The sequence below is a fragment of the Glaciihabitans sp. UYNi722 genome, from assembly GCF_040549465.1.
Taxonomy (GTDB): Bacteria; Actinomycetota; Actinomycetes; order Actinomycetales; family Microbacteriaceae; genus Lacisediminihabitans.
In genome coordinates, this window is record NZ_JBEPTL010000010.1 from 107,078 (window position 1) to 133,836 (window position 26,759).

The following is a 26,759-nucleotide window of genomic DNA, read 5'->3' on the forward strand; positions in this document are numbered from 1 at the left end:
CTACATCCGTTCCGGTGCACTGACCCCAAGCAGGCCGAGAGCGTTACGCAGCACAGTACCGGTCGCATCGTTCAACCAGAGCCGTGTGCGATGAAGGTCGGTCACCGGCTCATCACCGAGCGGCGTCACGCGGCAGTTGTCATACCAGCGGTGATAGGCGCCGGCGAGTTCCTCCGCATAGCGGGCGACACGGTGCGGCTCGCGGAGTTCCGCAGCCTGGCGCACGATGCGTGGAAACTCCGCGAGGCTGCCGAGCAACGAGCTCTCGGTCTCATGCGTGAGAAGCGACGCGTCGAAGGCGCTGCGGTCGACGCCGGACTCACCCGCATTACGCGCCACCGAACGCGTGCGAGCGTGGGCATACTGCACGTAGAAGACGGGGTTGTCGTTGGTGCGACGACTGAGCAGATCGAGATCGATGTCGAGCTGCGAGTCGCTCGAACTGCGCACGAGCGCGTAGCGGGCGGCATCCGCTCCAACCAACTCAACAAGATCCTCAAGAACAACCGTGGTGCCGGCGCGCTTGCTCATGCGGAACGGCTTGCCATCGCGCAGCAGATTGACGAGTTGACCGATGAGGATCTCGAGGTTGACATGAGGAACGTCGCCAAAAGCCGCGGTCATAGCCATGAGCCGCTTAACGTAGCCATGATGATCGGCGCCGAGCATGATGAAGTTGCGTTCGAAACCGCGCTCTCGCTTATTGAGGTAGTACGCGAGATCGCCGGAGATATAGGCGCCCTCACCATCACTTTTGACAACGACGCGATCCTTGTCGTCGCCGAAATCGGTGGTGCGCAGCCAGGTGGCACCATCCGCCTCGAAAATGTGGCCGAGCTCGCGCAAGCGGGCAACCGCACGCTCCACCGCACCGGTCTCGTGCAGGTCGTTTTCGTGAAAGTACACATCGAAGTCGACACCGAAACCGTGCAGGCTCGCCTTGATGTCGGAGAACATCAGGTCGACACCGATCGAGCGGAAGACTTCCTGCTGCTCATCACGGGCACGACCGGTGAGATCGCCGTCGTAGCGCTCCACTACGCGGTCCACGATGTCGGAAATATACTGCCCGCCATAGCCGTCCTCCGGCGTCGGCTCACCGAGGTAGCTCGCGAGCAGGCTGCGGGCGAAGCGGTCAATCTGGCTCCCGTGGTCGTTGAAGTAGTACTCGCGGGTGACAATTCCCCCCTCGGCCTGGAAGATGCGGGCGAGGCTATCGCCGACGGCAGCCCAACGCACGCCCCCGAGATGGATCGGTCCGGTGGGGTTCGCGGAAACGAACTCGAGGTTGATCGTTACACCCTCGTACAGATCGCCGCGTCCGAAAGCAGCGCCCTGCTCAACGATCGATTTGGCGAGGGCGCCGGCAGCCGCAGCGTCGAGGCTGATATTGATGAAACCGGGGCCCGCGACATCCACCCCTGCGACACCGTCGACGCCCCTGATCGCTTCGGCGAACTCGGTGGCAAGGTCGCGGGGGCTAGTGCCGAGCGGCTTGGCGAGCTTCATGGCGATGTTGGATGCCCAGTCGCCGTGGTCGCGGTTCTTCGGACGGTCGAGCGAGACGTCGTCGATCGTCACGAGGTTCGCACCACGACGATCGAGCGCACCGTTGACGATGGCGAGCAGCTGGGCGGAGAGTTCGGCGGGAGTCACGAGCATCGATTCTATCCGGCAGCCGGGCGCGCCCCGCGGGCGACGCTGCGTGCCGTCAGCGAAGATGGAAGCCACACGTCGAGGGGCACGTCACATGAAACTTTTCCGCAGTACACCACTCGTGATCGCTGTCACAGCGGTGGCCGCAATCGCCCTTGCCGGTTGCGTCCAGACTCCGAAGGGTGAACACAGCGCCAAACCGTCGCCGAGCGCCTCGAGCTCCCCCTCGGCCGGTTCGACGCCGTCGTCTCCCACGCCGTCGATCAGCCCGACGGTGCCCGCCGGCGGTAAGCCCGTCACGATCGGCTGCGATGCCCTGGTCTCTCGCCAGGCGATGTACGACTTCAACGCCAACTTCGGACTCGACAGCACGTTCTCCCCCAAGTCCGGCAGCGCAGCCGCCACGGCGGTCGCCGACGGCGGCGTCGCCTGCAACTGGACCAACCAGACCAGCGGCGACACGATCACCATCTCTGTGGCCCGCCCCGGCGTGAGCAAGCTCGGCGATATCAAGTCCACGGCGGCGAAGGGCACGGCGGCCTCGGGCTACGGCGATGCCTCCTACTTCTCGATGAGCGGCGACACGGGTCGAGTGGATGTCTTCACCGGCGAGTACTGGCTCGTGGCGAGTTCCGTCTACTTCGCGGCGGCGACCGACGCCGGCGCGCTGCTCACCCCCGCGATCGGCGCGCTCAAATAGAAACGACCCCAGCGGCCGGTCGGCAGACTACGGCCAGAGCAGCTCGCGGGCCCAACCGCCATCGGTGCGCGTGTAGCGCAGGCGAATCTGGTCACGGTCACGCGTCGCCTGCCAGAACTCCATGGTCATCGGTTTCACCAGATAAGCGGTCCAGGCATCCGGTACGTAGTCGGGCTTGAAGTCGAGAATGGCGCGGGCATCCGCAACGGCGGAATCGAACTGCTCCAGCCCAGCCAGCACGCCACTCTGCAGGCCGGCGATTGCGACGGCCCGGGCCTCGGTGCTGCGCTGGAGGAAGTCCGCTTCGGCTATCGTGCGGTCGCCTGGGCTGACCTCACCACTCACCCGCACCTGTCGCCCATGCTCGCGCCAGTAGAAGAGCAGCGCGGCGTTCGGGTTGGCGGTAAGGTCATGGCCCTTCTGGCTGTTGGCCATCGTCGAGAACCAGAGTCCCTCGGGCGTGAGGTCTTTGAGAATCAACGTGCGAGCGGATACCGCGGCATCCGCGTCCGCGGTGGCGATAGTCATGGCGTGCGGTTGAGACACGCCATCGTCGATCGCGAAGCTCAGCCACTCGGTGACAAGGTCAATGGGATCGGCCGGGGCCGCATCCGTCGCGAATCCCGGAAGATCATGGCCGAACACGGGTAGCGCGCGAAGCCGATCGCGCCAGGAATTGTTACTCATACCTGCAGCCTACGGATGCCGCCCCGGCTGGTAACGTAGACACGCACTCCTGGCCCCCATAGCTCAGGGGATAGAGCACTGCCCTCCGGAGGCAGGGGCGGCAGTTCGAATCTGCCTGGGGGCACCATGTCACGTGCCTCTCAACTCCGGACTTCTGCCATGAAGTTCGGACACACGATTCTCGGAGCTTTCGATCCGGCCGTCAACGCGATCGACATCCAGATGCACTGGTACCGGCCCGCCGACGCTGACCCTGCTATTGATCATTAGTCAAGCACGGCACTCCCACAGCGTTTGCGTGGTCTGGCTTCCTTCGCGGTAATGACCGGTGAGCTTTGCAGAGCAAGTCCCTGTGACCCACCTCCGGGTCGCTGAAAGTATGGCATTGGGTGGGGCACCCTGGGTCGAATCGGAAAGGAGAACGAATCGGATTGACCCGTCGGCGATGTCGGCGCGAAGCTGTTGAGGGGAAAGGTTCGGCGATTGACGAGAAAAACCTCCCATCGGGAGAACTTCGTAGTGGCTGTAAAGGGTGAAACTGACGGCGATTGCCATGGTGTCGGTCGCGAAAAGCACGTTCTGTCCGCTCGTGCGCGATTGCAGGTAGGCGAGAAGATTGCTTTGATCGGCACTCAACCCAGGAGTCGTGGGTGCTGCCCATGGGGGACGTAGCGATCCGATCTTCGCATGGACGGCAGGAGCATGAGCGGCAGTGACGCGCGGTCCGGCGAACGCGTCGCTTGCGCTTCCGCCCCCGCCGGGGGCAATCACACAAGCCGACCAGAGGACGGGCGCAATCAGCACTGCACAAGCCGCAGCCCCACTCAGAGTTAGAAGGGTGCGGCGGGATGGTGAACGTGAACGGAAGAGGAAAAAGGCGATCGCGGCGCCTCCCCCGAACAGTGCGACTGGGATCGCGATCCAGCGCAGCACCGGAGGGGCGCTCAGAATGATGGTCCCCGTCCACGCCGTCTGTGCGGCGAGGGTGGCGACCAGCGGAATCCACGACCGCCCGCGATGAGACAAGTAGAGACGCACTGTCTCCATACCTCCCAGACAGGCCAGTAACGCGAGCGGGAGGGCGATCACGGCGAAGTACGTCGCGTGCGGCACAAACGCCACCGACAGCACCGCGCCCGTTACCGCTATCCACACCGTAAGCGTGATTATGGTCGCCAGTTCGACTCGATCGCTGTTTTTTCGATGTCGAATTGCGGCTATCAGCCCTAGCGCGGCGCCGGCGATCGCCGTCGGGTACAGCCACCCGATTTGGGTCGTGAACTGCGGCAATACAAGTTTCGCAATGCTGTGACCTGCGTCGCTCGTTGCAGTGTGGTTAACCTTCTGTGCAGGTCCGGTTGCCGCGTGACCGAGTTGGGGCACGGCCCCAGGGACAATCCCCGGCAAGATTCGGTCGACACCGTTGTACCCGAACACCATCGAGTAGACGTTGTTGTTCGTGCTGCCATCGATATAGGGCCGATCCGTTGCGGGAACCGCCTGAATGGCTGTAATCCAACCCAGCGACAGCACTACTGTCACCGCGCCGACCGCTACGAGCTTGCCCACCCGACGTCTCAATGGTTCCCGAGATGCGATGAGGTAGCCCACAGCGAGCGCAGGCAGGATGAGCCACGCCTGCAGCATTTTGGCCTGAAATCCAACCGCCACCCACGCGCCAGCACCCACCAACCATCCGATTCGGTTGGTGAGCATTGCGCGTTGCAGGCACACGAAGGCGAGCACCATGGTCATGGTGAGCATGCCGTCTTCCATTGGCCGGCCGAACATCGCGGCCAGCATCGGTGTCACCGTCATGAGCGTGGCAGCAGCGAGCCCGAACCCCGCTCCTCGCCACCGTGTACCCACGACATAGGCGCAATATACGGTAGCGACACCCTCAATGGCCTGGGGCAGCGACAGCGCCCAGGCATGGAATCCGAACAGGTAGACCGAGACTGCTTGCGGCACAAGGAAGCCCGAAAGCTTGTCAAGCGTCACGTGTGCGCCAGGGTCGAGAGCTCCAAACGCGAAGGCGTGCCAGTTGCGCGACATGCTGCGAGCCGCAGCAGCGTAATAGGTGGATAGTCCGCTGTAGCCGAGGTTCCAGGTGTAGAGCAACGCCGCGACCGCCAGAATCGCCCCCAGAGCAACGAGGGTACTGCGCCGCTGGCCGCGTAAAACCGCGAGAGGGGCAGCGGAGATTGGACCGGTGAATGTCATCGGCTCAAGCATCCCGGGCGAAACCTCAGAAAGATCCATGAATCACTAGACCGAATCTGAGAACCTAACAAGAATTGGTTGTGATCAGGTTGCCGGTGCCCGCCCACATGCTCGCGGTGCATGATCCAGGCGAGAAGGGCATCCTGAATTCGGGATGAATATAAGCCCGTTTGGCGGCGGATCCTCAGGTGAAATTCACCATTCGTCTTCATTCGCCCCGCACGCTGTGTCAATGATCGCAATGACCGCAACCCTTCGTCCCGCCGCCTCGGTGACGTCGCTATCGCTGCTGGCACAAGACCTGCGCCGCCATCACGAGCACCACCTGATAGTCGTCGACAAGATGGTCGTTCACGTTCCGAAGGTGGGAAAGGTTCTAGTCACGGAAGGTTCCGGGCGGATCCGCGTCGATCTTGTCGCGGACAGCGAAGAGGCGTTGCCATCCCTGATGGACAATTTGGAGAGAGATCTTCGCGCTCTGCCCCACGGCCAGGAGTTGTTGGTGGAGTGGAAGAAATCGTCGGCAGTTCCGAACTCGCTCCGATAATCACGCTCACGCTGCAGGCGCACTCCGCGACGAATCAGACCATTCTGTCCAGGTTGCCTGCCATGGTTGCTGTTCATCAACTGTTTGTGGTGAAAAGACCGCCGCAGTGGAAGGGTTGGTTGGGGGTTCCGGAAACTCTGGCACCGCCACGAGGAGGTGCGCAATGCCTGCACTAACCGGGCACCGGGTGATTGTCTTCATCCAAGAGAACAAGACCACCGATTTTTACTTCGCCGCGATGAAGGCGTGGGGCGCCCAGGTCGCCCACAATGGGAAGCTGCTTCAGGCGCCACCGAACTTCGACCAACCCCACGACCGCTCCAGCTGGGTGCACTACCGGATGGGTGACTATCCGGCGCTCGACGTTCAGGTTGACACGGACACGGTCATTCCGTTCTACAGCTGGTTAGCGAAACAATTCGTGTTCTCCGATCACCATTTCGGCTCTGGCTCCAACTCGACGCCCGGCCACATGCTGGCCATCGGCGGGCAGATGCCGACCCTGAAGAACCCACCATTCTTCGGCCCACATCCGGTTTGGGATCTACCGAGCATTTTCACCGTCGCTGAGACCGGGAACGTGTCGTGGGCGGCGTTCCCGGATAGCTCCGGGTATCCGACGAAGTTCTACACCAGCCTGACGACCTCGCCCGGATCAGCGAACGTCTTCCCGCCGAAGGATTTCATCCCCATGGCCAAAGCCGGCACGCTCCCGCAGGTCTGTTACGTGTGGAGCCCCTCCGGCTATGACGAACATCCACCCCACATCAGCGCCCCGGGCTACGCGACAAAGGGACAGAACCTCGTCTGGGAGAGAGTTCAAGCCGTGATCGATGGCGGAGGCTGGGAAGACACCACCTTCATCCTGACCTGGGATGACTGGGGCGGATACGCCGACTCGGTTCCCACACCGAGCAGCGAAATCGTGCCCGACGCTCTCCACCCGGCAGGATTCCAAGCGATCGGCGGATCTCGGATCCCGCTGGTGATGTTCGGCGGGAAAGTGGCCAAGACCATCGATCCAGAGTGGCATTCCCATGCGTCAATCCCGAAGACGATCATCGACCTTCTCGGCCTCGGGCCATTCGGAGTCGCCCGGGTCGATGACGCGCCAACTCTCGCACATCTGGTCGACGCGAACGGGAAGCGACCGCAACCGCCCACACCCGGCACCGCAATAGTGCAACCGGCCGCGCCCGTACCGACTCCGGTGCCGAAACAACCGGCACCGTGGGCCGGTCCAACCGATGAACTGATGCCGCCTCTGGTGACCCTGGATGGCAGCTCTCTGCCTGCGCCCACTGACGGGATAGTCAAAAAGACTCCACCGAAGCCGCCGAAGGCAGTCTGAACTCGGCCACAACATGAACTCGACTCGCCAACGAGACGTGAATACGAGTGACCGGTAACTCTGTTTGCTACCATCCAGTCAGCGCGAAAGCGTTCGAGGGGGATGTGCCTATCGGGGCACCTGGTCAGGTTCGATTTCTTGAATCCTCCACGCCATTCGGGGAGCACTTCTGTGTCGTGGCATATCTTGCAGGATTGACGGTCCCAGCGCTAATCACTTCACAGGCCAGAAAGATGCTCCGACATGAATTGGCTGCTCCACCTGTCCATCGGTAGGCGCTCTTTTCTCCTCCCGGTCGACGTGGTGGCTGCGTCACTGTTCATTTATCTGATAGTGCGCGGCAAGCGCCGCCTCCTCATCCGGGGGATCGGCATCGCGATGGTCGGTGCCCTTGTCGGTTGGATCGTGGTGTGGTTGGTCAGCGATGTGTGGAATGTGTTCGGGATCGCACTGACCCCCGTCGTGCACCTGTGGGTAGTCTTACTCTCCGCGGGCGTGTTTCTTGCCGTATTCAACCTGTGGGCGAGTCGATGGTGGCGCAAGGTTATCGCAGCCATTTCAATTCTTTCTTTCCTTATTGCCGCGGGTGCAGGCATCAATATCGACTTCGGGGCCTATCGCAACCTGAATGATGCGCTCGGCATCACCCCGTACTCGGAAATGCCGACGGCTCGCCTCGCTGCTCACGCCGGGACGATGGATGCCTCTCTCGCGAGTACCTGGCAATCCCGCGACCACACCGGAATGCCCAAACACGGAACGGTGGGCATGGTAACGATCCCCGCAACCCAGTCCCATTTCGTGGCACGACAAGCGGTTGTCTACCTTCCCCCGGCAGCGCTCGTGGCAAACCCGCCAGTTCTGCCTCTTCTGATTTTATTCACCGGACAACCCGGCTCTCCCACCGAGATGTTTACCTCAGGCCAGGTACCCGCGATGCTCGATTCGTATGCGGCCACACATGCTGGGCTTGCACCCATCGTGGTCGTGCCTGACCAGCTCGGCACGCCGCTGAAAAACCCCATGTGCGCGGATTCTCGGCTGGGCAAAGCAGCCACCTATCTCACCGTGGATGTTCGGGGTTGGATTCTCAATCACTTGCACGTTGCAACCAGCGGTCGATACTGGGCTATTGGTGGCTATTCGGAAGGTGGCACCTGTTCGATCCAACTGAGTGCCAGCCGCCCGGACCTGTTCAGCTCGACCATCGACATTCTCGGCGAATCGGTGCCGACGATGGGCGCGAACACGCTGTCTGAAGCGTTTGGAGGGTCCCAAGCCGCATACGACGCGATCAAGCCATTGCACCTACTGGCTCGGCACGCTCCCTACGCGGACAGTGTTTCGATCTTTGGGGCCGGTGCAAAGGACCACCAATACGGCGCATACGCGCGTCAGGTTAAAGCGGCTGCAGCTCGCTCAGGAATGAAAACACGACTCATCGTGTCCCCCAATTCGGGACATGATTGGAACACGGTGCGCTACGTGCTCACACAGGCCATGCCACAAGTGTGTGCTCGATTGGGGTTGGGGTCATAAGCGGGACCCCTCCCTGCCGACTCCTCGACAAGGGCACGGCACGCCTCAAGGCAATAGTCGAACCGGGCCGAAGAACGGCACACGGTCGATGCTGCTCCTTTTTGTGCGAGCAGCGCAATGCCGGAACTGGCTCGAGAGGGGTGTTGATCATCTCGAACCCGCTTAGCTTCGAGATGACGGCGCAGGATTCTGTGCCGATTCTGAGCACGAGTCTGCGATAGTCAACAGATGAGCGCCCTGTCAGACTTCGTCTACGCACTGGCGCTGTCGCCGTGGGCGTTGATCGTCCTGGCTCTCTTGCTCATCATCGACGGATTCTTCCCCCTCGTCCCCGGGGAAACCACCGTCGTCGCCCTGGCAACTCTCGGCGCCTCGGGGCATGGCCCCGCTCCGCTGACCGTTCTCCTCGTCGGAATCGCCGCCACCCTAGTTGGAGACGGGATCGCGTTTCTCATCGGTCGAAAGCTCGGTTTGACTCGCTGGAAATGGGGCCGCCGACCGAAAGTCGTCCGCGCGCTTGCGTGGGCCACGGGCAGAATCGCAGATCGACCCGGCCTGATCCTGATCATTGCCAAATTTCTTCCCTACGCCCGGGTAGCCATCACCATGACCGCGGGGGCAAGCGGACTCGCCGTCCGCCGGTATCTCCTTTTCTCCCTCTTGGCGGCATCGATCTACACGCTGTACCACATTGGTGTCGCGACCACGTTCGGCACTCTGTTCGCCTCCAACCCCCTTACGGGACTCCTTGTGTCCATCGGCTTCGGCTTAGCAATCGCCGGGATCAGCGCCGGGACTCGTGCCCTCCTGCAACGCTCCCGCACCAAGGCGAAAACGACGACGACTACCCCGTGAGCTGAAAACCTGAGCAGTCCCTTCCCGCTGTTCCCTCTTCATCCGTCATTCTCACGGGGCCTGAAACCGGGACCAAGATCTCTCGGCGAACCTTGAGAGAGCACCGAAGACGGTGTCGTGAGTCGGCGAGAGTTCGGATGGTCGCTCGTTTCAGCCTTCCGCTCTGAGCAGGATTACCGCGGGCGTCCCGCAGAGCGCTGCGCTCCATCTAGCCTCCGGGCTGGCCAGCTCCCTAGAGCTTGCGCAGTCGCGTGGCGCGCAAAGCGATCGCAGTGATCACAAGTAGGAGCCCGAGTAACGCGACGCCGAGGAACACAGGCATGAACTGATAGTTGGCAATGTCGGGATTGGGAGCGGGGAACTGATAGCCGGTGTACTTCAAGACCGGAAGGGTTTGGAGCCGGGGGTTACTGCCAAATGCGTCGTTATGAGCGATCGCCGCCCAATCAAATGATGATGGCGCCTATTCCGACGACCAGCAGAAGCGGCCCCGCGACGAACAGGATCCGGAGCGCTGCGCGGAGGTAGGGCCGCGATGCTGGGGTGCTGTCCATCATCGTGATGCCCCTTCAGCAATTGGGACTGCTGTCGATTCGATTGACTGGGGTTTTTCGTTCCAGCGACGCTCGCGTAAATGCAGACAGCGTTGCGCGAGCTCATCGCGGGCCAAGGTTATTGGTGACAGCTCTCCTTGGTTTCGACGGGCGCCGCAAGCGGAACAATCGGCGGACGGATTTTGAAGGAGTTGCAGCGGATGGATGTGAGGGCGCTCGACGACTTCGAGCGGTGCCCGCAGGAACCGGCCACGGACTCTCCCACCCCGCGCACCGCTCTGCACGTTGCGCCGTGTCAGGCGACGCAATGTGGTGCTGCCGGGCTACGCTCTGGCCGCACGCGAATTCAGTGGGTGGTCGGCTCAGTCGGCGTCTCCGCCTGCGGCGTGTCGCTGTGCACCCACGCGTCGGTCATGGTTTGCACCGCCGCGCCGTCGAGATCCGCGAGCTTGACGCCGACGAACGCCGATGCCGCGTGCGAGGTCTGCACTCGGGCGGGCGGGGCAACCGCGGTGAGGAGGTCGACGATAACGGCGGCCACGGCGTCGGGGCTTTGCGCGCGGGCGCTGCTGAATTGCGCAGTCGTGCGCTGGAGATAGGCGGACATCGCTAAGCCGTAGGGGCCGGCCGCCGTGAGCAGGGTCGGCAGGTCGGCACCCAGGTTGGCGACGAATTCGGTGCTGACCGGCCCGGGCTCGACAACGCTTACGCGTACGCCGACGGTCGCGGCCACCGGCGCCAGCGACTCCATGAAACCTTCGACGGCGAACTTCGAGGCGCAGTAGGCCTCGTTGAACGGCTGGCCGATTGCGCCGCCGACGCTCGAGACAGTGATCAATCGCCCGTTTGCTGCGCGTAAGTGCGGGAAGGCCGCCTTCGTCAGCGTGACGACACTGAAGAAGTTGGTCTCCATCTGAACACGTACCGCGTCGACGGATTCCAGCTCGATCGTGCCGACGTGCCCGCTACCGGCATTGTTGATGACGGCGTCGAGCTGGCCGTAGTCGGCGATGATGCCATCGACGCAGCCAGCGATTGCCGCCGCATCGACCACATCAAGCGTGCGGATGTCGATGCTCACGCCGGCCGTGCTGGCGGCGGCCCGGAGGTCATCCGCTTTCTGCGGGTTGCGCAGGGTTGCGATTACGCGATTCCCGGCCGCGGCGGTGGCAACAGCAGTGGCGAGGCCGATTCCGGAGGAGGTGCCGGTGATCAGGATGACGGGTGCTGACATCGTGGGCTCCTTCTTGCGGGCTGTCGAGCGAGGGCCTTCAGTGCTGAACACTACTCGCGCACTACTTGTCAGCGATCGGGCATCCGCCCTCGTTCTCACCGACTTCGAGAAGTGCGCTCAATCTGAACCCCGACGTGCGCGAAAGGAACCTTGGGTCGTGTTGGCCATGTCACGATATGACGATGACCGAGACTTCAGTAACCCGGGTGACCCTGGCCGACCAGCGCCTGCCCCACCCCGCACAGGTGCACCACGTCGAGGTCCGGCGAATCACGATTACACCCTCGAGTCGTGCGGGCGCTCACATTCATAACGGACCCGTCTTTGGAAGTATCGAGCGTGGTTCCGTTGAGTTCCAGATCGAGGATCAACTCGCGGTGACGTTGGTCGCCGGTGACACCTTTTATGAACCGGCCCAGACAATCATCGCGAAATTTGATGCAACGGAAGAAGGGGTCACGTTCCTGGCATACTTCCTGCTCGACGTCGAACAAAAACCCGAAATCGAATTCACGACCTAAGAGACGGTCCGCCAGTTCGACGCCGTCGCCAGCCGGCTCCAGAACTGCGCCCAGCTCGGATACTCCGGTGTCCGGGCACCCCGACGTGCGCACCCCCGGAGTCGACTCCGGAACCAACCTGCTGGGCCTGGTGAATCAACTCACCCACGTCGAGCGGTCCATCTTTCTCGGCGAGCACGTGGCCCACTGGCCAGCCACCTTCCACGCACCGACGCCCGGAGCATCGCCGAGGTCGTGGCCGACTACCGCGATGCGGTCGAGCGGGCCAACGAGATCATCGCCACCGAGGCCGCACCGGCCGCTGACCCCAGGAAGCAACCAACTCAGGACAGCTCTCACGACCGGGACGGATTCCGAAAGGAATGTTCATAGGATCCGTGGCGCTCTCGCGTCGGCGTACGAGTCGGCCGCCCGCCGCCGTACCCCGCAAACGAGGGCCATGATTTTCCTCGTGTTCACCCGAACACCGCCCGGGAGTCACCTGCGGATGATTTTCTCGTCTTGTCTGCCAGGCATTCGCCCGGGCTACAGGAGGAAAAAATGAAACAGAAAAGCACATTGGGACTGGTCGGTACCGTCGGGCTCGGGCTCGGCCTCGCCGCATTCGTGGCGGCAGCGATGCCGGCGACGGCGCAGACCGAGCACGGATCGGACGGATTCGACGTGGCCGGGGTCGCGGCGAACTCCGCGTTCGGCGTGCAGCAGAACGTTCTGACGAGCGGACTCAGCGAAAGCCCAGTCGCCTATGGCCAGCTTCCGCTCGTGAATGCGACCGGCGGTATCACGAACTACGGCTACAACACTTCCAACGGCGGCCCTCTCACCCAGAACCCGAAGGAGGCGTTCAAGACGGAGCCCGACAAGAACGTCTATCTCGTCTTCGGTGGAAAGCATTACCTGTTCCAAGGACACGAGGGAGGTCCTGCTGGCTACGTGACGCGCATCAACCTCGACGAGCCCGATCTCACCAAGCGCGTGACCCTCATCGCCAGCACGCGGTCCGACGGTGCGGCCGTTCCCAACTTCGACGGAATCACCTGGGACCCCTTCACCCACCAGCTCCTGCTGACCGCCGAGGCATCCGCGCCTAAGGGCGGCGTCTTCGCGGTTTCCCTCGATGCGAACGGCGATGCGGTGGACGGCAAAATCACGCCTCTTCCTGCACTCGGCTCTGGCGGCTACGAAGGCGTACAGAACGACTCTGCGGGCAACGTCTGGCTGGTGGAAGACATCGGTGGCGCGGGTGTATCTGGCGGCAAGAAGCCGAACAGCTACGTCTACCGCTTCACCCCGAAGACTCCGACAGACCTTTCCACCGGAACCTTCGAGGCACTCCAGGTGAGTCGTAAGGACGGCACTCCGGTCACGGCACAACAGCTGTCGGCGAACCCGTCCGACCCGTTCATCACCGATCTTCACACCTACGGCGCGTCATTCTCCACGAAGTGGGTACCCGTCACCCGCGGGGCGGACAACTCCGCCACGGTGGGCGCGGCAACCGCCGGCGCGACCCCGTTCAAGCGTCCTGAGAATGGCGTCTTCCGCCCGGGCACCAACTTCGGTGAGTTCTACTTCACCGAGACCGGCGACACGAACAAGGACAGTGCCCTCCCGGGGGCGTTCGGTGGCGTGTTCAAGATCAGCCAGAAGTCGCCGACCTCGAGCACGGGCACCCTGTCGCCAGTCTTCGTTGGCGACCTCGAGCACACCGGTTTCGACAACATCCAGTTCGCATCGAAGGACCAGCTGCTGGTCGTCGAGGATGCGGGCGACTCACTGCACACGCAGCGCAACGCCCTCGACTCGGGTTACCTGCTCTCCCTGAAGAATGGCCGTGGCAAGAAGGCTCCGAGCATCGTGCGCTGGCTGGCGGAGGGACGTGACGCGTCTGCGACCTACGACCACTACACAAGCCCCGGCTACAACGACGGCGATAACGAGATCACGGGCATCCACGTCTCCAACGGCGACCCGTCGACCGCGGGCATCCTGGGTGCGCAGCTCCCGAACCTGACATCGAACACCTGGCGCGCCTTCTGGACCCAGCAGCACGGCGACAACATCACCTGGGAGCTGAAGGTGAGCGCCTCCGGCGGACACGGCGGGTCCGGTAACGACCACTAGGCAGCCGTTCGGCGAAAGGGTCGCGACAATCGGTTTTCGGTTGTCCGGCCCTTTCCTCGTGCGTGATTTCGTGAATGTCGCCTTCCTCTGGGAACAACAGCCTTTGGCCGCGCAGTAAAAGGCATAGGACCGCGATGCGATCGGCACCGCCGCGACCGTCGACGAGGCGATCACGCTCGAAAAGGGGACGGCGATCGGGCGGCATTGCAGGTGCTCGCAAAAGTTTGAGGGCGAGCGGATTTCAGCCTTACTCAGATGCCCGCGGGTAAAACGACCATGGCGACAGACTTGAGGCCGACTAACCGACCAGCCGAGCGGGCCGACATTGGGTCGGTCTAACTCGGGCAGTTACGTCAGGCTGAGCGGCTCGCACCCGCAGCTGCGACCGAGCACGAGGTTTCCGCGCAGTGTGGTGCAGCGAACCGGGGCGCCTGGGTTCTCCATACGCTCGATTAGCTGGGCGACTGCGGTGTAGGCCACGAATTCGAGGTCCTGGCGCAGCGTCGTGAGCGGGGGGATCGTGTACGCGGCCGACTTCGTTCCGCCGAACGAGACGATCGCGACATCCTCGGGTACCCGTAGCCCGAGTTCGAAGCACGCGAAGATCGCGCCAATCGCCTGCACGTCTGACGAGACGAAGAGCGCGGTCGGGCGTCGGCCGTGCACAGCCCACGGGCGTCCGTGCTCGCTAAGCAGGAGGAGCGCCGCCGAGTTTCCGCCCTCCTCCGACGACTCCGCGTAGGCCACCAGCTCATCGCCGGCGGGAGCGGATGCCGACTGCTGCTGGGTGCGCCAGCCGTGGATGCGCTTCGACTCAACGGGGATATGCGGTGGCCCGGAGATACATCCGATTATCACGTGCCCGTGGTGCTGCAAGTGCTCGACCGCGGTTCCAGCATCCGCTGTCTCATCCGCGCCGATGCTCGAGTACGGAGTGCCCTCGCGCACCTCATCGAGCACCATCACGGGCACGTCGTCGCCACCCGGAATCGTGGATGTCGCAAGTGAGATCCCGGAGGTGAACACGAGTCCGTCGACCTTGCGGTCGACGAAGGTGCGTAGGTACCGCTCCTCGCGTGTGCGGTCATACTGTGTGTTGCCCGAGAGCACGAGGTAGCCGCGGGCGCTGAAGCTGCGCTCGATCGACTCGGCAAGTTCCGCATAGAACGGGTTGCGCTGATTAGGCGTCAGGAAGCCGACCGACTGGGTGCTACCGCCACGCAGCGCACTGGCGATCGCGTTCGGTCGGTAGCCGAGCTCCTTGACCGCGGCCTCGACCGCGGCACGAGCCCGGGTCGACACAGGACGTGGCCCCTTGTTGAGCACGTAACTGACCACCGCGGGCGAGACGCCCGCGAGGCGCGCTACTTCGGATCGGGTCGCGGTCACTCGTTACCTCCAGCGAGCACTCGCTGCTCAGCGCTAATTCGTTAGAGGTAGCGTATCCAGTTGCAGGTCGACGAGCGTCGGGTACGACGACTGCGCGCCCGGGCTGGTCACGGCGAACGACCCGGCGAGCACACCCACCTCAACTGCACGTCCGAGACTTTCTCCCCTGGCGAGAAAGGATGCGAGGGCCCCGACGAACGCGTCCCCTGCACCGGTAGTGTCGACCACTTCATAAACGGTTGGCGCCGACACATGACCAGAAGACTCCGCATCCTGCCAGTAGGCGCCCTCGGCACCAATCGTAATAACGACCGACCGCACGACACCGCGCAGTTGCTCGGCTGCGCGGGCGGCGGATGGCGCATCCCGAACCTGCCAGCCAACCAGCGCGCTCGCTTCGGTCTCATTGACGACGAGCGGATCGCAGAGCGCCAGAATCTCATTCCGGATCGGCTGGTAGGGCGCGAGATTCAGGATGCTGCGCGCCCCCGCTTTCTCCCCGGACAGGATGGCCGCCTCGATGATCTCCGTGAGCAACTCAGCCTGCACGACGACAACCGCGAGGTTGTAGTCCTGAGCGAGACGGGCGACGGTGCGCTCCACTCGGTCGCGAGTGAGGGCGAAGTTCGAGCCGGGAATTACCGTGATCGAGTTCTCGCCCGAGTCGTAGACGGAGACGAGTGCGAGGCCGGTGCGTCCGCGGTTAATGATCTCGACATTGGTGGTGTCGACGCCCTCAGAGCGCAGTTCCCGAAGCAGGAATGCGCCATCCGCATCGTCACCAACTGCTGCGACGAAGCTCACGTTGCCGCGAAGGCGTGCCGCCGCGACCGCCTGGTTCGCGCCCTTGCCGCCCGGCTGCTTGAGCAGACTCCTGCCGAGCACGGTCTCGCCGGGCCCTGGCGGCACTTCGACTCGAACGATGTAGTCCTGGTTCGCCGAACCGACGACGACGATCGTCGCGAGTGCCATCGTTGGATTCACTTTTCTCCGCTCGCAATAGAAAGTCGACCAAAGAACCGCTGCAACACGAACATAGTCACCGCCGGCACTAGAGACAGAAGTACCGCTCCGGCAAAATTCTGCCCGTAGCTCGCGGCGTGCTCGCCGAAAGTTGAGGCCAACGCGACCGGCGCCAGTTGCAGATTCTTGTCGGTCACGAGCAGCAGAGGCCACAGGTACGCCGTCCACTGGCCAAGGAAGATCAGCAGTGCGGAGTTGGTAAGGGCTGGCCCGCTCATCCGTCCGAAAATGGACAAGAGGATGCGCGGCTCGGAGGCCCCATCGAGCATGGCCGCCTCGCGATACGAGTTCGGGATGCCCTGGAAGTATTGGCGCAGGTTAAAAATCGCGAGCCCATTTCCGAGACCCGGAAGTATGAGCCCGATGAGCGTGTTGCCGAGGCCCCATTCGGTGAATAACTGTGACAGGGGAATGGCAATCGCCTCAAACGGCACCATGAAGCTGATCACGATGATGGCGAAGACGACCTCGCGCCCGCGGAACCTATAGACAGTGAGTGCGTACGCCGCCATCGCGGAAATGAGCAGGCCGAGCGCGACAGAAGCAAGGCAGACGACGAGAGAATTGAGCAGGGCGAGACCGAACCCGTTATCGACGATCAGCCCGACGTAGTTCTCGAATGTGACGCGGGTTGGAATGATGATCTGCCAGCTGAGCGGCGACATGGTCGTGAGGACGTCGATGTTGGGTCGAAACGACCCGATCAGAATCCAGATGGCCGGCAGGATGAAGATTGCGCCGACCACCACGGCGACCGCGGTCAGGATCGCGCGGGACATCGTGTTGCGTCGGCCATTCGGCGCCTGCTTGACGGACGAGGGCGCCAGCGTCTCGAAGGGCGCGGCTTCGGTGTTCACTTCGACGCTCACTTCGGTTCCCTTTCTTCACGCAGCAGACGGAACTGCAAAACGACGAACACCAGCATGATTATTGTGAGGATGACTACCTCTGCGGCCCCTTGGTTTCGGCTGCCATATCCATATGTAGTCCGGTACGCGTCGAACATCAGCAGCGTCGTACTCGACTGGGGCCCGCCACCCGTCAGCAACTGCACCGGAACGAAGAGAACGAAGTTCGCCACCGTGTCGGCCACGAGCACGAAGAGCAATGGACGACGCAGCAACGGGATCGTGATCTGGAAGAAGGTGCGGATCGGCCCGGCACGGTCGAGGCGGGCCGCCTCATACAGCTCCTCCGGAATCGCCTGGAGTCCGGCAATGAGGAACAACATCCAGTAGCCGATGCCGATCCACGACGCGACGACAATGATGCTCCCGAGCGCTTGGCCTGGCGAGGTAAAGAACGGCTGCGGGTCGCCTCCAATCGCGGAGAGGATCGCGTTGACCGGCCCGTTCGGGTTGAGCGCCGCACCCCAGGCGATACACGATCCGACGATCGGGATTGTGATCGGGATGAATACCAGCGTGCGCCAGAGCCCCCCGAGGTGCAGCTTCTGGATCATCAGCACCGCGATAAGCAGCGCGAGCACGATCTGCAATGGGTTGATAATGACGTTGAAGAGTAGCGTGCGACCGACCGTCGCGATGAAGTTCTGGTCGGCGAAGATCTGCTCGTAATTGTGGAAGCCGGCGAAGGCGGCCGGTAAGATTCCGCCGGGATACGCCTTATAGAGGCTGGAGTTCACGGCACCCAAGGTGGGCGCGATGCGCAGAACAACGAGGGCGATGACGGCCGGCGCAAGAAAGACAACGGCCCAGAAGGCCTCACGACGCCGACCGAGGTGACGCCGACGCGCTGTCGGCGTCACCTCGACGCGCGTCTTCGTGATGGAAGACATGCGTGTGGTTCCCTAACGGTTACTTGTACTTGTTCCACGCAGTGGTGAGATCGCCCTTGGCTTTCTCCAGCGTGGTCTTCGCGTCGGCGCCGTTGCGGATGTCTGCAAAGGCCTGGTTCAGGATGGATTCGAACTCGATGTAGCCGATCGTCGAGACGCGGTTGACACCGGTGTTAGCCGTCTCGTAGTCGATGATCTTTGCTGCATTCTGACCCTCTGCTGACTTGAAAACATCCTTTTCAAAGTAGATCTTCTTGCCTTCGACGTTCGCCGCGAGCTCAGGGTTGGAGCGGTATTTGATGTATCCGCCGCTCTCATCGATTGCCATCCACTTCATGAAGATCGCAGCTGCCTGCTTCTCCTTGCTGAACGGGTTGAGCGCGAGCGACCACGAGCCGTCAGCCGTCACCGCCTTGCCGCCGGCGAACATCGGCTGGGGTGCAACGCCCCAGTTGATAGTCGATGCCTGCAGCTCGGGGAGCATCCATGGCCCCTGGACTCCAAACGCGGTTTTTCCGGCGACGAACGAAGGGTCCGTCTGCTCGGGCGTGACACCCTTCGGGGCCGTGCCGTCCTTGAAGATGCTCCCGTACCAATCGAATGCCTTGACCCACGCCTCCGAAGTGAAGTCGGGCGTCAGGTTTCCCTTCCCGCTCGCGCCAATGGAGCCGCCAAGCGAAACGGGAAGAGCCTCCAGCTGGTAGTAGCGATCAAACTGTCCGAAAGTGAATCCGTAGGTAGCGCCCGCGTCCTTCGCCTTCTTCGCCTCCGTTGCCAGGTCCTCCCATGTCATACGGGAGTTGACGTCAGCTGAGGGGAACGGAATGCCGGCCTTCTTGAGCAAGTCCTTGTTGTAGTACAGCAGCTGAGTCGAGTTTGCGATGGGAAGCGCCCACAGCTTGCCCTCATATATGCCTGACGAGTAGGGGGTGGGGTCGAAGGACGACTTGTACTGTGAGAAGACGCTCGTCAGGTCGGTCGCCTCGCCCCGCGAAGCGAGTGCAGCGATGCGCGGCTGGTCGGCCCAGTAGACATCTGGGTCCCCGCCCTTGTTTGCGATATGCGAGTCGAGGGTGCTGTTGAGCGAATCGAATGGAACCGTCTGCCATTTCAGCGTGATCGTCGGGTGGGCCTTTTCGAACGCATCGATGACCGGCTGGATGTTGTCCACCTTTGGGTCGAGGATGCTGAGCACCCGAACCGTGGCTTTCGGATCTTTGCTCGGGATCGTCAGCGACCCACCGTCGGCAGTGGATGCGGGGCTGCCGGAGCATCCAGCCAGGATGGTGCTGACCACGCCGAGGATGGCGACTCCAGCCAGCATCCGGCTTGTGCGTTTCAGTTGCATGATCTTCCCTTCATTGGGCGTTTCTCTGTGGTGAGGGTGGTGCAGCTTGTGAGTGGTTCAGTCAGGGCCCCAGGAGTGCGCGAGGTCTTAGAGGCTGGTCACCGCGGTGAGGAAGTAGCTCATGAATCCGTCGGCATCCACGTCGACAGCGATCGAGCAATTGGGCGCCGGGGCATCCGCAGAGCTGAGGAGATCAGTGATCATGACGCCACGGGCGATGCCGTCGCCGATCACGATGTCGACGTAGGCAGGCTTCCAGGTGACGAACTCCGGATGCGGAACTACCGCGACCGCGAGCGGGTCGTGCATCGCACAGGAGTCGGCATGCTCGGCGTCGCTCGGGTGGCGCTCCTGCATATGGTCGATCCAGCTGGTCGTATAGTCACCGGCGAATGATGCGAACGAGCCAGCTGACTCCTGCATCTGTCGAGCATGGTCACGGTTCAGGCGTACCTTCAGCGTGACGTCGAGTCCGACCCAGCGAACCTTTGCGCCGGAGTGCAGAACCGCGTGGGCGGCTTCGGGGTCGACCCAGACGTTGAACTCGCCCGGCATCGATGACTGGAACGTCTGGCCCAGAAAGACGCCTCCCATGATCACGATCTCTTTGACAGTGGATGCGAGGCGTGGCTCGATCAACATGGCCGCCGCGATATTCGTCAGCGGTCCGATCGCGACGATCGTGATCTCGCCGGGGTTAGCCATCACGTGGTCAACGATTGCGGAGGCTGCGTAGCCTGCGGCCGGCACGCGGTGCCCGTACTTCGCCACGATCGCATCCGGAGCGTGGCGCTCGCGGTCGGGCCGGGTCATCGGCGCGGTTGCGCCCTTCACGATCGGAATATCGGAGCGACCGAGACGGTCGGCCAGTTCAAGCGTGAGGAGCGTTGCCGTCTCGACGTCGGTGTTGCCATTGACGGTCGTAATGAGGTCAATCTGGATCTCCGGATCAGCCTGCGCGAGCGCAAACGCAAAGCCATCATCGATCTCTGTTCCCGGCTCACCCATGCCCAGGTCGGTATCCAGAATGATTCTGATCACGGAAAACTCCCTCGTTCAACTCGTGTTGAATAGCAGTAAACACGAATTGCGCAGGTCGCGCAACCCGAATTGCGAAATTGGCTGCCGCGTCGACGGAACCCGGTGTGATCAGCGGCGACCGTGCTACGGGAGGGCGTTCCTTGACGTCGACGCGTGCCGACCGGCCAGACCACCAGCGGACACTAACGATATTGCGAAGATGCCTTCATGGCCTGAATGAGAAGCTCATTACCGCCGTCGAACCGCAGGGCCACAGGTTCCAGGAGTTCACCGCTGGTGTCGAAACCGAGTCCGAGTTGCGCCGTGCTGGACTGTCGTCGTCGAGGTCTGCAACGAAGATGCTAGCGCCCGAAGCATTGAACCTTGGCGTCGGACTGGCGACGATCGAGCCGGCACCCCGCTCGGCTCCGACGATGCGTTCCCGCGAAAAAGATCTTGTCAGCCTGTAGGCGACCTTGAAGCATCGGCCACGTCAACGAGGAGCCTCTCTTGCTCGAGTCGTTTGAGTAGGGCGTCACCTTCGATGTCGACATTGGGCAGGATGCGGTTGAGCCAGCGAGGCAAACTCCAGGTCCAGCGACCAAGCAGCGACAGCAGGGCCGGGGTGAGGATGAGTCTCACCAAAAAGGCGTCGAACAGGATGCCTATGGAGAGAGCGAATCCGATTTGCTTCACTTCTTGGTTATCGCTCAGTGCGAATCCGAGGAACACGCTGACCATAATGAATGCGGCTGCGACCACCACCCTGCTCGACCGAGCGAATCCGACGATTATTGCCTCTTTCCCCGAGTGTCCGTGCTTGTGCGCCTCGCGCATCGAGGACACGAGGAAAACCTGGTAGTCCATGGCCAGGCCGTACAGAATTCCCATCGCGATGATGGGAAGGAAGTTGAGCACAGGGCCTGGCGTGTCGAACCCGAAGAGCTGCTTCAACCAGCCCCACTGGAACACGGCAGTCGAAGCACCGAGCGTCGCGAGGATGCTCAGGACGAATCCGAGGGTGGCTTGCAATGGGATGACGATGGAGCGGAAGATCAGCAGCATGATAATGAGTGAAAGCAGGACTATCACGCCCAAATAGATCGGCAAGGCCTTGGCCAGGCCAGCGGTCAGGTCGATATTGGCCGCAGTGAACCCGGTCACCCCCGTCGACACGCCGTAGTGGCGCGCGAACTCGCCGTGAAGGCTGCGGAGTTTTGTGACCAAATCCGCGGTCTGCTGGCTATCGGGGCCGGTCCTCGGAATCACCGTAATGAGAGCCGTTTCGCCATTCTCCGAGGTCGCGCTGGAGAGCGAGAGCCTGACACCGCTTACCGTGCCGATGCGCGTTGCGAGGTCGGCCGAGTCGTTGGCGTCAATCGGCGTGCCTCGTGTCGCGCTCGTGGCGACCACGACCAGTTGGCCGTTGAAACCGGCACCGAATTTCTCGGACACGAGGTCGTAGCCTTTGCGGTCGGGGGTATCGAGATTTTTCGTGGACGACGAAGGCAGGCCGAGTTGTAGGGACATGGCAGGAATGGCGACGACTCCGAGGATCGCGACGACGGCGATGATGACAGGCACTCTGCGCCGTACAAGACCGGCACCGACACGATACCCGAGTGTGGTCGTCTCCTCGCGGGGATCGGCGGCCGACTTGCGGCGAGCCCGCGGTGTCACAACGCGCTCGCCAATGAGTCCGAGGATGGCAGGCAGCAGCGTGATGGCGACCAGCACGGCGACACCCACGGTCGCGGCAGCGACCAGCGCCATCACGGTGAGGAACGAGATACCGACAACAGAGAGCCCTGCGAGGGCAATCACTACTGTGAGCCCAGCGAACACTACGGCGGTGCCGGCGGTGCCAATGGCCCTGCCAGCCGCGTCTTTCGCGCTGATCCCTTCCGAGAGGATGATGCGCCGCTGCCGGTTCACGATGAAGAGCGAGTAGTCAATTCCGACGGCTAACCCGACCATGAGGGCAAGGGTGGGGGTGACTGAGGTAAGAGTGACAAGGTGTGACAGGGTGAAAGCGCCTCCAACGCCTACCGCCACCCCGATGAGGGCAGTGAGCAACGGGAGTCCGGCGACGAGCAGAGATCCGAGTGTGAGAAACAGGATGATCGCCGCGATCAGAAGTCCCGCAATTTCTGTCTCTCCGGAAAGGGTGACGCCGTGACCGAGAAGCGTGTCACTGGGGTAAACGGTTACCTTCTGAGCGGCGACCGGCTTCGTCGCCACGTCGATAACGTGGGAGACCTCGCTAGGTGGGATGTCATCCACCTGTTTTGTCAGCTGGATAGTGAAGAGCGCAACCGTCTTGTCTTTCGACACCAGTACGGACGGGAACACAGTCTGGCCGATGACTAAGGGATGCAGGACGGATGCCGACGCAGCGGCCGCCCGCATCTGCTGAGGTGTCGGCTCGGTCACCGTCGTCGGCACGACGGGTGTGACGATGTATTTGTTTCCGTTCACGGCATCGACCGATCGGGCGATCGACGACGCAATGTCGGGATCGGTGACCGTCGAACCCGGCGGTGCGGCGAACACCAGCGTGCCGGAACTGCCGGCCGCTGCGGGGAACTCTGTGGAAAGCGTGTCCAACACCTTCTGGGATGGGCTGCCGTCTATGCGGATGTTGTCGGTGGTCTTCGGCGGACTGCCGATTAGGAGGGCCACCATCACCCCGATAACGATTATCCAGGCGCCGATCGACCACCATTTGTGTGTGTAGACACCGCGACCGAGACGATAGAGAAAATCAGACATGGAAGCTCCAACTCCGGGCGGCGCACCCATTGGTAGTCACGAAGTCAGCCCCTTAATTCCATCCCGAAGGAACGAGGTGATGACCTCGGCGAACTCGTCAAAATCGAATTCCGTGAACTCATCCTCGAGATGGCCATCGAGCAACGCGTTGATCGCACCGATCGCGACACTCGAGATCATCACGGACTGAATCAGAGTGAGGCGGCCGCCCGACTGCATCTGCAACAGGCGAGCCGATTCCGTGAAACCGTCGTACTCAACTTCGCGAAGGTACGGTGTGAGAGTCGGGTGGGCGCGGGCAAGCCGGTTGAGCTGAGCGTGCGTAGCGATGACATCGGTCGTCAGCTGCGCCCGAAGAATGGCGACGATGTCGTCGAGGATCGCCCCGGATGTCGGTTCGATAGCTATGGCTCCGAGGGCCTCGCGCGCCCGTTCCATCGCGATTGCGACGATGGCCTCCTCTTTCGCCGCGAAGTAGTTGGAAAACGTGCGGCGGGAATAGCCAGCCTGACTGACGATGTCATCGACGGTGAACCCATCGACGCCATGAAGAGTGGCTAGCTCAAACGCTGCCGTCGCCAGTTCACGACGGGTGCGCTGTCTCTTTACCAGTCTTAGGTTGCTTTCGGCCATGACGACAACTTAGATCAATCTTGCACATCAGGCAAATTTGCTCGCTGGGCAAAATCGGCAGCGTTCGAGTGAATTGCCCGCGCCCGACGTGAAGGATCTCGCCGTGGCGCTGGCCGACGATCGCCGGCGTCGTACCGGGACCACCGATCCTGTTCGCCTGGTGGATGCCCGGAATGCGGAAGGGGTGCGCCGGTGCCGTGTCGACAGGATGTCGCGCACCCGCTTCCCTACGATGGTCGGGTGAGTACGTTATCCCGCAGGCACGTCCTGGCTCTCGGCGCCGTCGGGCTCGTCGCTGCCGGCTGCGCCCCGGTGGCCACGAAACCCACGCCGAAACCGTCGAAGACGCCCGTCGGCCCTCCCGACTGGGCAGCGCTCGCCTCCACGGTCGCCGGCTCGCTCGCTCGCGAGGGCGATCCGACCTACGACACCGTGCGGCTGACCGAGAACCCGCGCTGGGATGACGCTCACCCTCTCGCCGTGCTGACCGCCGTATCCGCGCAGGATGTTGCGGCCGGTGTCGCCTTCGCCGTGAAGTACGGCGTTCCGATCGCCCTCCGTTCCGGCGGCCACAGCTACCCGGGCTATTCGGCCGGCGGCGCAGCGGGAACGGATGTGAACCCGTCCTTAGTGATCGATTGCCGCGGAATGTCAGGGGTCACGCTCGCCGCGGACAACACTGTTCGCATCGGTGCTGGCGCGTCACTCGCCCAGGTCTACGACACCCTCGGGAAGGCCGGGCGCGCAGTTGCCGGTGGATCCTGCGCAACCGTCGGGATCACCGGACTCACTCTGGGCGGTGGCGTCGGTGTGCTCGTACGCGCCTACGGACTCACCTGCGATTCCCTCACCGAGATCGAGATCGTGACCGCAGACGGCACGCTGAAGACCGCGAACGCGACAACCGAACCCGACCTCTTCTGGGCATGCCGCGGCGGTGGTGGCGGCCATCTCGGTGTCGTCACGGCGCTCACCTTCTCCACCCAGCCGGCGCCCGACGTCACAATGTTCTCGCTGAGTTGGCCCTTCTCCTCGGCGGCAGCGGTGGTCAAGGCCTGGCAGGCCTGGGCGCCGAAGGCCGACCCGAAGCTCTGGTCGACATTGAAGTTGCTCAATGGACCGAAGTACACCAGCGGTCCCGGGATCTTCGTCTCCGGCACGTGGCTCGGCGGCCAGTCAACCCTCCGGGCGCAGTTGGCGCCATTCCTCGCCGCCGCGGGTAGCCCGAGCAGAAACAGTTCCACTCAGCACAGCTACCACGACGCCATGATGAGTTACGCCGGATGCAGCAACATTCCTGTCACGGAATGTACGACGGATGCCGGCGGCAAGCTGACCCGCGACTCGTTCTCAGCCACCTCCCACGTGGCCTATCACGTGCTGGACGACCAGGCCATCCAAGAACTCATCACCCAGGTCAAGGTGGCCAGGACCACGGCAGGAATGGCTGAAGGCGGCATCTCGATGGACGCGCTCGGCGGCGCCGTCGCCGACATCGCACCGGATGCCACGGCCTTCCCACATCGCAGCGCCCTCATGACGGTGCAGTACACGGCGACCTTCGCCAATGGCGCGGATCCTGCTCCCCTGGATAACTACGTACGCGGGTTCCGCGGTGCTCTGATCTCCGCCTGGGGTGATGGCGCCTACGTGAACTATGCGGATGCGAGTCTCTCGAATCCGTCTACGTCGTATTTCGGCAATAACGCAGCCAAGCTCGCCAGTGTGCGAAAGAAATACGACAGTAAGGGTTTTTTTAGCCAGCCCCAACCGTACTAACCGCACGAAACTAGCGAGGACGACCCGCACTGGTCGCCTCGGGTTTCTCCGGAGGATTTCGCTTCTATTCGCCCCAAATGCCCCGTCCGGCGGCGATTCGCGCAAAAACTCCGGAGAAACGAGAGGGCCAATTTTGCGCACGCTCTTTACTGTTAAGAAACCTTACTGATATATTCGGCGACACCCTCGGTTGCGCACTCGCAGCGCGTCCGAGGGAGCTTTCCAACAACGCAGTCAGGAGGGGCTCCATGGCCAAGACCATTCCCGGCACGCCATCGTGGCTGCGCGAAACGAACGACCGCACCGCGCTCTCCCTCCTTCTCGAGCACAAGGTGCTTACCCGCAACCGCATCGGCGAACTCTCCGGGCTGTCGAAGCCCACCGCGTCGCAGATCGTCTCCCGCCTCGAGACGGCGGGACTCATCCGGGTGGTCGGCGAGGTCTCCGGCGGACGAGGCCCGAACGCCGTCAGCTACGGGGTGCAACCTGATCGAGTACTCGGCGTCGCTGTGGACATCAACGAATCGGTGATCCGTTCGACAGTCGTCGACGCGCAGGGCACAGAGCATCCCGTCGTGGAAACACCGATGGGCACCGCCGCCACGAGATCCGCGGAAGACGACATCCGCGGTGCCATCGCGGCAGCCTGCGAGGCGAGTGCCTCCGACATCGCGGCAGTGAAGCTGGTCTGCATCGGCGTTCAGGGATCGGTCGACCCCCGCACCGACGAGCTGTCCTTCATCGATACCCTTCCCGGATGGCCACGCACCGGAGTACGCAGCCAGCTCGAGCGTGCGCTCGGCATCGACGTGCACATCGAGAACGACGTGAACCTCGCAGCAATAAGCGAACGGTCAGAGGGCGCCGCTACGAGTTGCTCGAGCTTCGCCCTGCTCTGGATGGGTGACGGCCTAGGGCGTGTCTCCTAACCTTTGTGGTGGTTGGTTGAGATGCTTTTACGATGTCTCGTACTTCGTTACTAACTGATGAGCAGTGGGACCGTGTG

The 26,759-nt window shown here is 62.5% G+C and carries 22 protein-coding genes and 1 tRNA gene; 10 read left to right on the forward strand and 13 right to left on the reverse strand.

What is annotated here, in order from left to right:
- Entirely contained in the window at nt 1-1,656 is a 1,656-nt protein-coding gene (argS, locus tag ABIB56_RS09505; protein WP_354568962.1) for an arginine--tRNA ligase, read from the reverse strand.
- 94 nt (nt 1,657-1,750) lie between these two features.
- Here argS and ABIB56_RS09510 point away from each other — a divergent pair, with 94 nt between their 5' ends.
- Nucleotides 1,751-2,356 carry an arginyl-tRNA synthetase gene (locus ABIB56_RS09510; protein ID WP_354568963.1) on the forward strand — a complete coding sequence of 202 codons (606 nt, stop codon included), beginning with the start codon at nt 1,751-1,753 and terminating at the stop codon, nt 2,354-2,356.
- A gap of 27 nt (nt 2,357-2,383) precedes the next feature.
- Here ABIB56_RS09510 and ABIB56_RS09515 read toward each other — a convergent pair whose 3' ends face one another.
- Nucleotides 2,384-3,043 (reverse strand): pyridoxine/pyridoxamine 5'-phosphate oxidase, encoded by a 660-nt coding sequence (locus ABIB56_RS09515; protein ID WP_354568964.1) that lies wholly within the window; start codon nt 3,041-3,043, stop codon nt 2,384-2,386.
- A gap of 52 nt (nt 3,044-3,095) precedes the next feature.
- On the opposite strand from ABIB56_RS09515, the gene ABIB56_RS09520 reads away from it, so the two are divergent.
- A tRNA-Arg gene (locus ABIB56_RS09520) sits at nt 3,096-3,170 on the forward strand.
- A gap of 143 nt (nt 3,171-3,313) precedes the next feature.
- Here ABIB56_RS09520 and ABIB56_RS09525 read toward each other — a convergent pair.
- Nucleotides 3,314-5,266, reverse strand: coding sequence for an ArnT family glycosyltransferase (locus ABIB56_RS09525; RefSeq protein WP_354568965.1), 1,953 nt, complete (start codon nt 5,264-5,266; stop codon nt 3,314-3,316).
- Between the two features lie 241 nt (nt 5,267-5,507).
- Here ABIB56_RS09525 and ABIB56_RS09530 point away from each other — a divergent pair, with 241 nt between their 5' ends.
- The 4 genes from ABIB56_RS09530 (at nt 5,508) to ABIB56_RS09545 (ending at nt 9,558) form a co-directional block, all read left to right on the forward strand.
- A complete protein-coding gene (locus tag ABIB56_RS09530; RefSeq protein ID WP_354568966.1) occupies nt 5,508-5,813 on the forward strand; it encodes a hypothetical protein in 306 nt (101 codons plus the stop codon).
- A gap of 163 nt (nt 5,814-5,976) precedes the next feature.
- Nucleotides 5,977-7,164, forward strand: coding sequence for an alkaline phosphatase family protein (locus tag ABIB56_RS09535; protein WP_354568967.1), 1,188 nt, complete (start codon nt 5,977-5,979; stop codon nt 7,162-7,164).
- A 303-nt stretch (nt 7,165-7,467) separates the two neighbouring features.
- A complete protein-coding gene (locus ABIB56_RS09540) occupies nt 7,468-8,703 on the forward strand; it encodes an alpha/beta hydrolase (protein ID WP_354568968.1) in 1,236 nt (411 codons plus the stop codon).
- 228 nt (nt 8,704-8,931) lie between these two features.
- Nucleotides 8,932-9,558, forward strand: a complete 627-nt coding sequence (locus ABIB56_RS09545; protein WP_354568969.1) for a DedA family protein — start codon at nt 8,932-8,934, stop codon at nt 9,556-9,558.
- Nucleotides 9,559-9,790: 232 nt separating this feature from the next.
- Here ABIB56_RS09545 and ABIB56_RS09550 read toward each other — a convergent pair whose 3' ends face one another.
- Complete coding sequence (locus ABIB56_RS09550; RefSeq protein WP_354568970.1) at nt 9,791-9,940, reverse strand: hypothetical protein; 150 nt, start codon at nt 9,938-9,940, stop codon at nt 9,791-9,793.
- A 518-nt stretch (nt 9,941-10,458) separates the two neighbouring features.
- Nucleotides 10,459-11,346, reverse strand: coding sequence for an SDR family NAD(P)-dependent oxidoreductase (locus ABIB56_RS09555; RefSeq protein ID WP_354568971.1), 888 nt, complete (start codon nt 11,344-11,346; stop codon nt 10,459-10,461).
- Nucleotides 11,347-11,528: 182 nt separating this feature from the next.
- Between ABIB56_RS09555 and ABIB56_RS09560 the strand changes: the two genes are divergently transcribed.
- Both ABIB56_RS09560 and ABIB56_RS09565 read left to right on the forward strand, forming a co-directional pair.
- Nucleotides 11,529-11,867, forward strand: a complete 339-nt coding sequence (locus ABIB56_RS09560; RefSeq protein WP_354568972.1) for a cupin domain-containing protein — start codon at nt 11,529-11,531, stop codon at nt 11,865-11,867.
- 540 nt (nt 11,868-12,407) lie between these two features.
- Nucleotides 12,408-13,991: an alkaline phosphatase PhoX gene (locus ABIB56_RS09565; RefSeq protein WP_354568973.1), complete on the forward strand. Its 1,584-nt coding sequence runs from the start codon at nt 12,408-12,410 to the stop codon at nt 13,989-13,991.
- A 348-nt stretch (nt 13,992-14,339) separates the two neighbouring features.
- Here ABIB56_RS09565 and ABIB56_RS09570 read toward each other — a convergent pair whose 3' ends face one another.
- The 8 genes from ABIB56_RS09570 to ABIB56_RS09605 all read right to left on the reverse strand — a co-directional run bounded on the left by ABIB56_RS09570 (nt 14,340) and on the right by ABIB56_RS09605 (nt 23,974).
- Nucleotides 14,340-15,380, reverse strand: a complete 1,041-nt coding sequence (locus ABIB56_RS09570) for a LacI family DNA-binding transcriptional regulator (protein ID WP_354568974.1) — start codon at nt 15,378-15,380, stop codon at nt 14,340-14,342.
- Between the two features lie 33 nt (nt 15,381-15,413).
- Complete coding sequence (locus ABIB56_RS09575; protein ID WP_354568975.1) at nt 15,414-16,352, reverse strand: ribokinase; 939 nt, start codon at nt 16,350-16,352, stop codon at nt 15,414-15,416.
- An 8-nt stretch (nt 16,353-16,360) separates the two neighbouring features.
- Nucleotides 16,361-17,272, reverse strand: coding sequence for a carbohydrate ABC transporter permease (locus ABIB56_RS09580; protein ID WP_354568976.1), 912 nt, complete (start codon nt 17,270-17,272; stop codon nt 16,361-16,363).
- A complete protein-coding gene (locus ABIB56_RS09585; protein WP_354568977.1) occupies nt 17,269-18,201 on the reverse strand; it encodes a carbohydrate ABC transporter permease in 933 nt (310 codons plus the stop codon). Before ABIB56_RS09585 ends, ABIB56_RS09580 begins: the two co-directional genes overlap by 4 nt.
- Nucleotides 18,202-18,220: 19 nt before the next feature.
- Nucleotides 18,221-19,549, reverse strand: a complete 1,329-nt coding sequence (locus ABIB56_RS09590; protein ID WP_354568978.1) for an ABC transporter substrate-binding protein — start codon at nt 19,547-19,549, stop codon at nt 18,221-18,223.
- 87 nt (nt 19,550-19,636) lie between these two features.
- Nucleotides 19,637-20,590, reverse strand: coding sequence for a nucleoside hydrolase (locus ABIB56_RS09595; RefSeq protein WP_354568979.1), 954 nt, complete (start codon nt 20,588-20,590; stop codon nt 19,637-19,639).
- Between the two features lie 438 nt (nt 20,591-21,028).
- Nucleotides 21,029-23,341, reverse strand: coding sequence for an MMPL family transporter (locus ABIB56_RS09600; protein WP_354568980.1), 2,313 nt, complete (start codon nt 23,339-23,341; stop codon nt 21,029-21,031).
- 36 nt (nt 23,342-23,377) lie between these two features.
- On the reverse strand, nt 23,378-23,974 hold the full coding sequence (locus tag ABIB56_RS09605; RefSeq protein WP_354568981.1) for a TetR/AcrR family transcriptional regulator: 597 nt from the start codon (nt 23,972-23,974) through the stop codon (nt 23,378-23,380).
- Between the two features lie 240 nt (nt 23,975-24,214).
- On the opposite strand from ABIB56_RS09605, the gene ABIB56_RS09610 reads away from it, so the two are divergent.
- A complete protein-coding gene (locus tag ABIB56_RS09610) occupies nt 24,215-25,753 on the forward strand; it encodes an FAD-binding oxidoreductase (RefSeq protein ID WP_354568982.1) in 1,539 nt (512 codons plus the stop codon).
- 248 nt (nt 25,754-26,001) lie between these two features.
- Nucleotides 26,002-26,682, forward strand: coding sequence for an ROK family transcriptional regulator (locus ABIB56_RS09615; RefSeq protein WP_354568983.1), 681 nt, complete (start codon nt 26,002-26,004; stop codon nt 26,680-26,682).
- The last annotated feature ends 77 nt before the right edge of the window (nt 26,683-26,759 follow it).

Excerpts from the sequence above, each read along its gene's own strand:
- ABIB56_RS09510 (WP_354568963.1), top strand. The coding sequence starts at position 1,751 with ATGAAACTTTTCCGCAGTACACCACTCGTGATCGCTGTCACAGCGGTG.
- ABIB56_RS09515 (WP_354568964.1), bottom strand. The coding sequence starts at position 3,043 with ATGAGTAACAATTCCTGGCGCGATCGGCTTCGCGCGCTACCCGTGTTC.
- ABIB56_RS09525 (WP_354568965.1), bottom strand. The coding sequence starts at position 5,266 with ATGACATTCACCGGTCCAATCTCCGCTGCCCCTCTCGCGGTTTTACGC.
- ABIB56_RS09530 (WP_354568966.1), top strand. The coding sequence starts at position 5,508 with ATGACCGCAACCCTTCGTCCCGCCGCCTCGGTGACGTCGCTATCGCTG.
- ABIB56_RS09535 (WP_354568967.1), top strand. The coding sequence starts at position 5,977 with ATGCCTGCACTAACCGGGCACCGGGTGATTGTCTTCATCCAAGAGAAC.
- ABIB56_RS09545 (WP_354568969.1), top strand. The coding sequence starts at position 8,932 with ATGAGCGCCCTGTCAGACTTCGTCTACGCACTGGCGCTGTCGCCGTGG.
- ABIB56_RS09555 (WP_354568971.1), bottom strand. The coding sequence starts at position 11,346 with ATGTCAGCACCCGTCATCCTGATCACCGGCACCTCCTCCGGAATCGGC.
- ABIB56_RS09560 (WP_354568972.1), top strand. The coding sequence starts at position 11,529 with ATGACCGAGACTTCAGTAACCCGGGTGACCCTGGCCGACCAGCGCCTG.
- ABIB56_RS09565 (WP_354568973.1), top strand. The coding sequence starts at position 12,408 with ATGAAACAGAAAAGCACATTGGGACTGGTCGGTACCGTCGGGCTCGGG.
- ABIB56_RS09575 (WP_354568975.1), bottom strand. The coding sequence starts at position 16,352 with ATGGCACTCGCGACGATCGTCGTCGTCGGTTCGGCGAACCAGGACTAC.
- ABIB56_RS09585 (WP_354568977.1), bottom strand. The coding sequence starts at position 18,201 with ATGTCTTCCATCACGAAGACGCGCGTCGAGGTGACGCCGACAGCGCGT.
- ABIB56_RS09590 (WP_354568978.1), bottom strand. The coding sequence starts at position 19,549 with ATGCAACTGAAACGCACAAGCCGGATGCTGGCTGGAGTCGCCATCCTC.
- ABIB56_RS09600 (WP_354568980.1), bottom strand. The coding sequence starts at position 23,341 with ATGTCTGATTTTCTCTATCGTCTCGGTCGCGGTGTCTACACACACAAA.
- ABIB56_RS09605 (WP_354568981.1), bottom strand. The coding sequence starts at position 23,974 with ATGGCCGAAAGCAACCTAAGACTGGTAAAGAGACAGCGCACCCGTCGT.
- ABIB56_RS09615 (WP_354568983.1), top strand. The coding sequence starts at position 26,002 with ATGGCCAAGACCATTCCCGGCACGCCATCGTGGCTGCGCGAAACGAAC.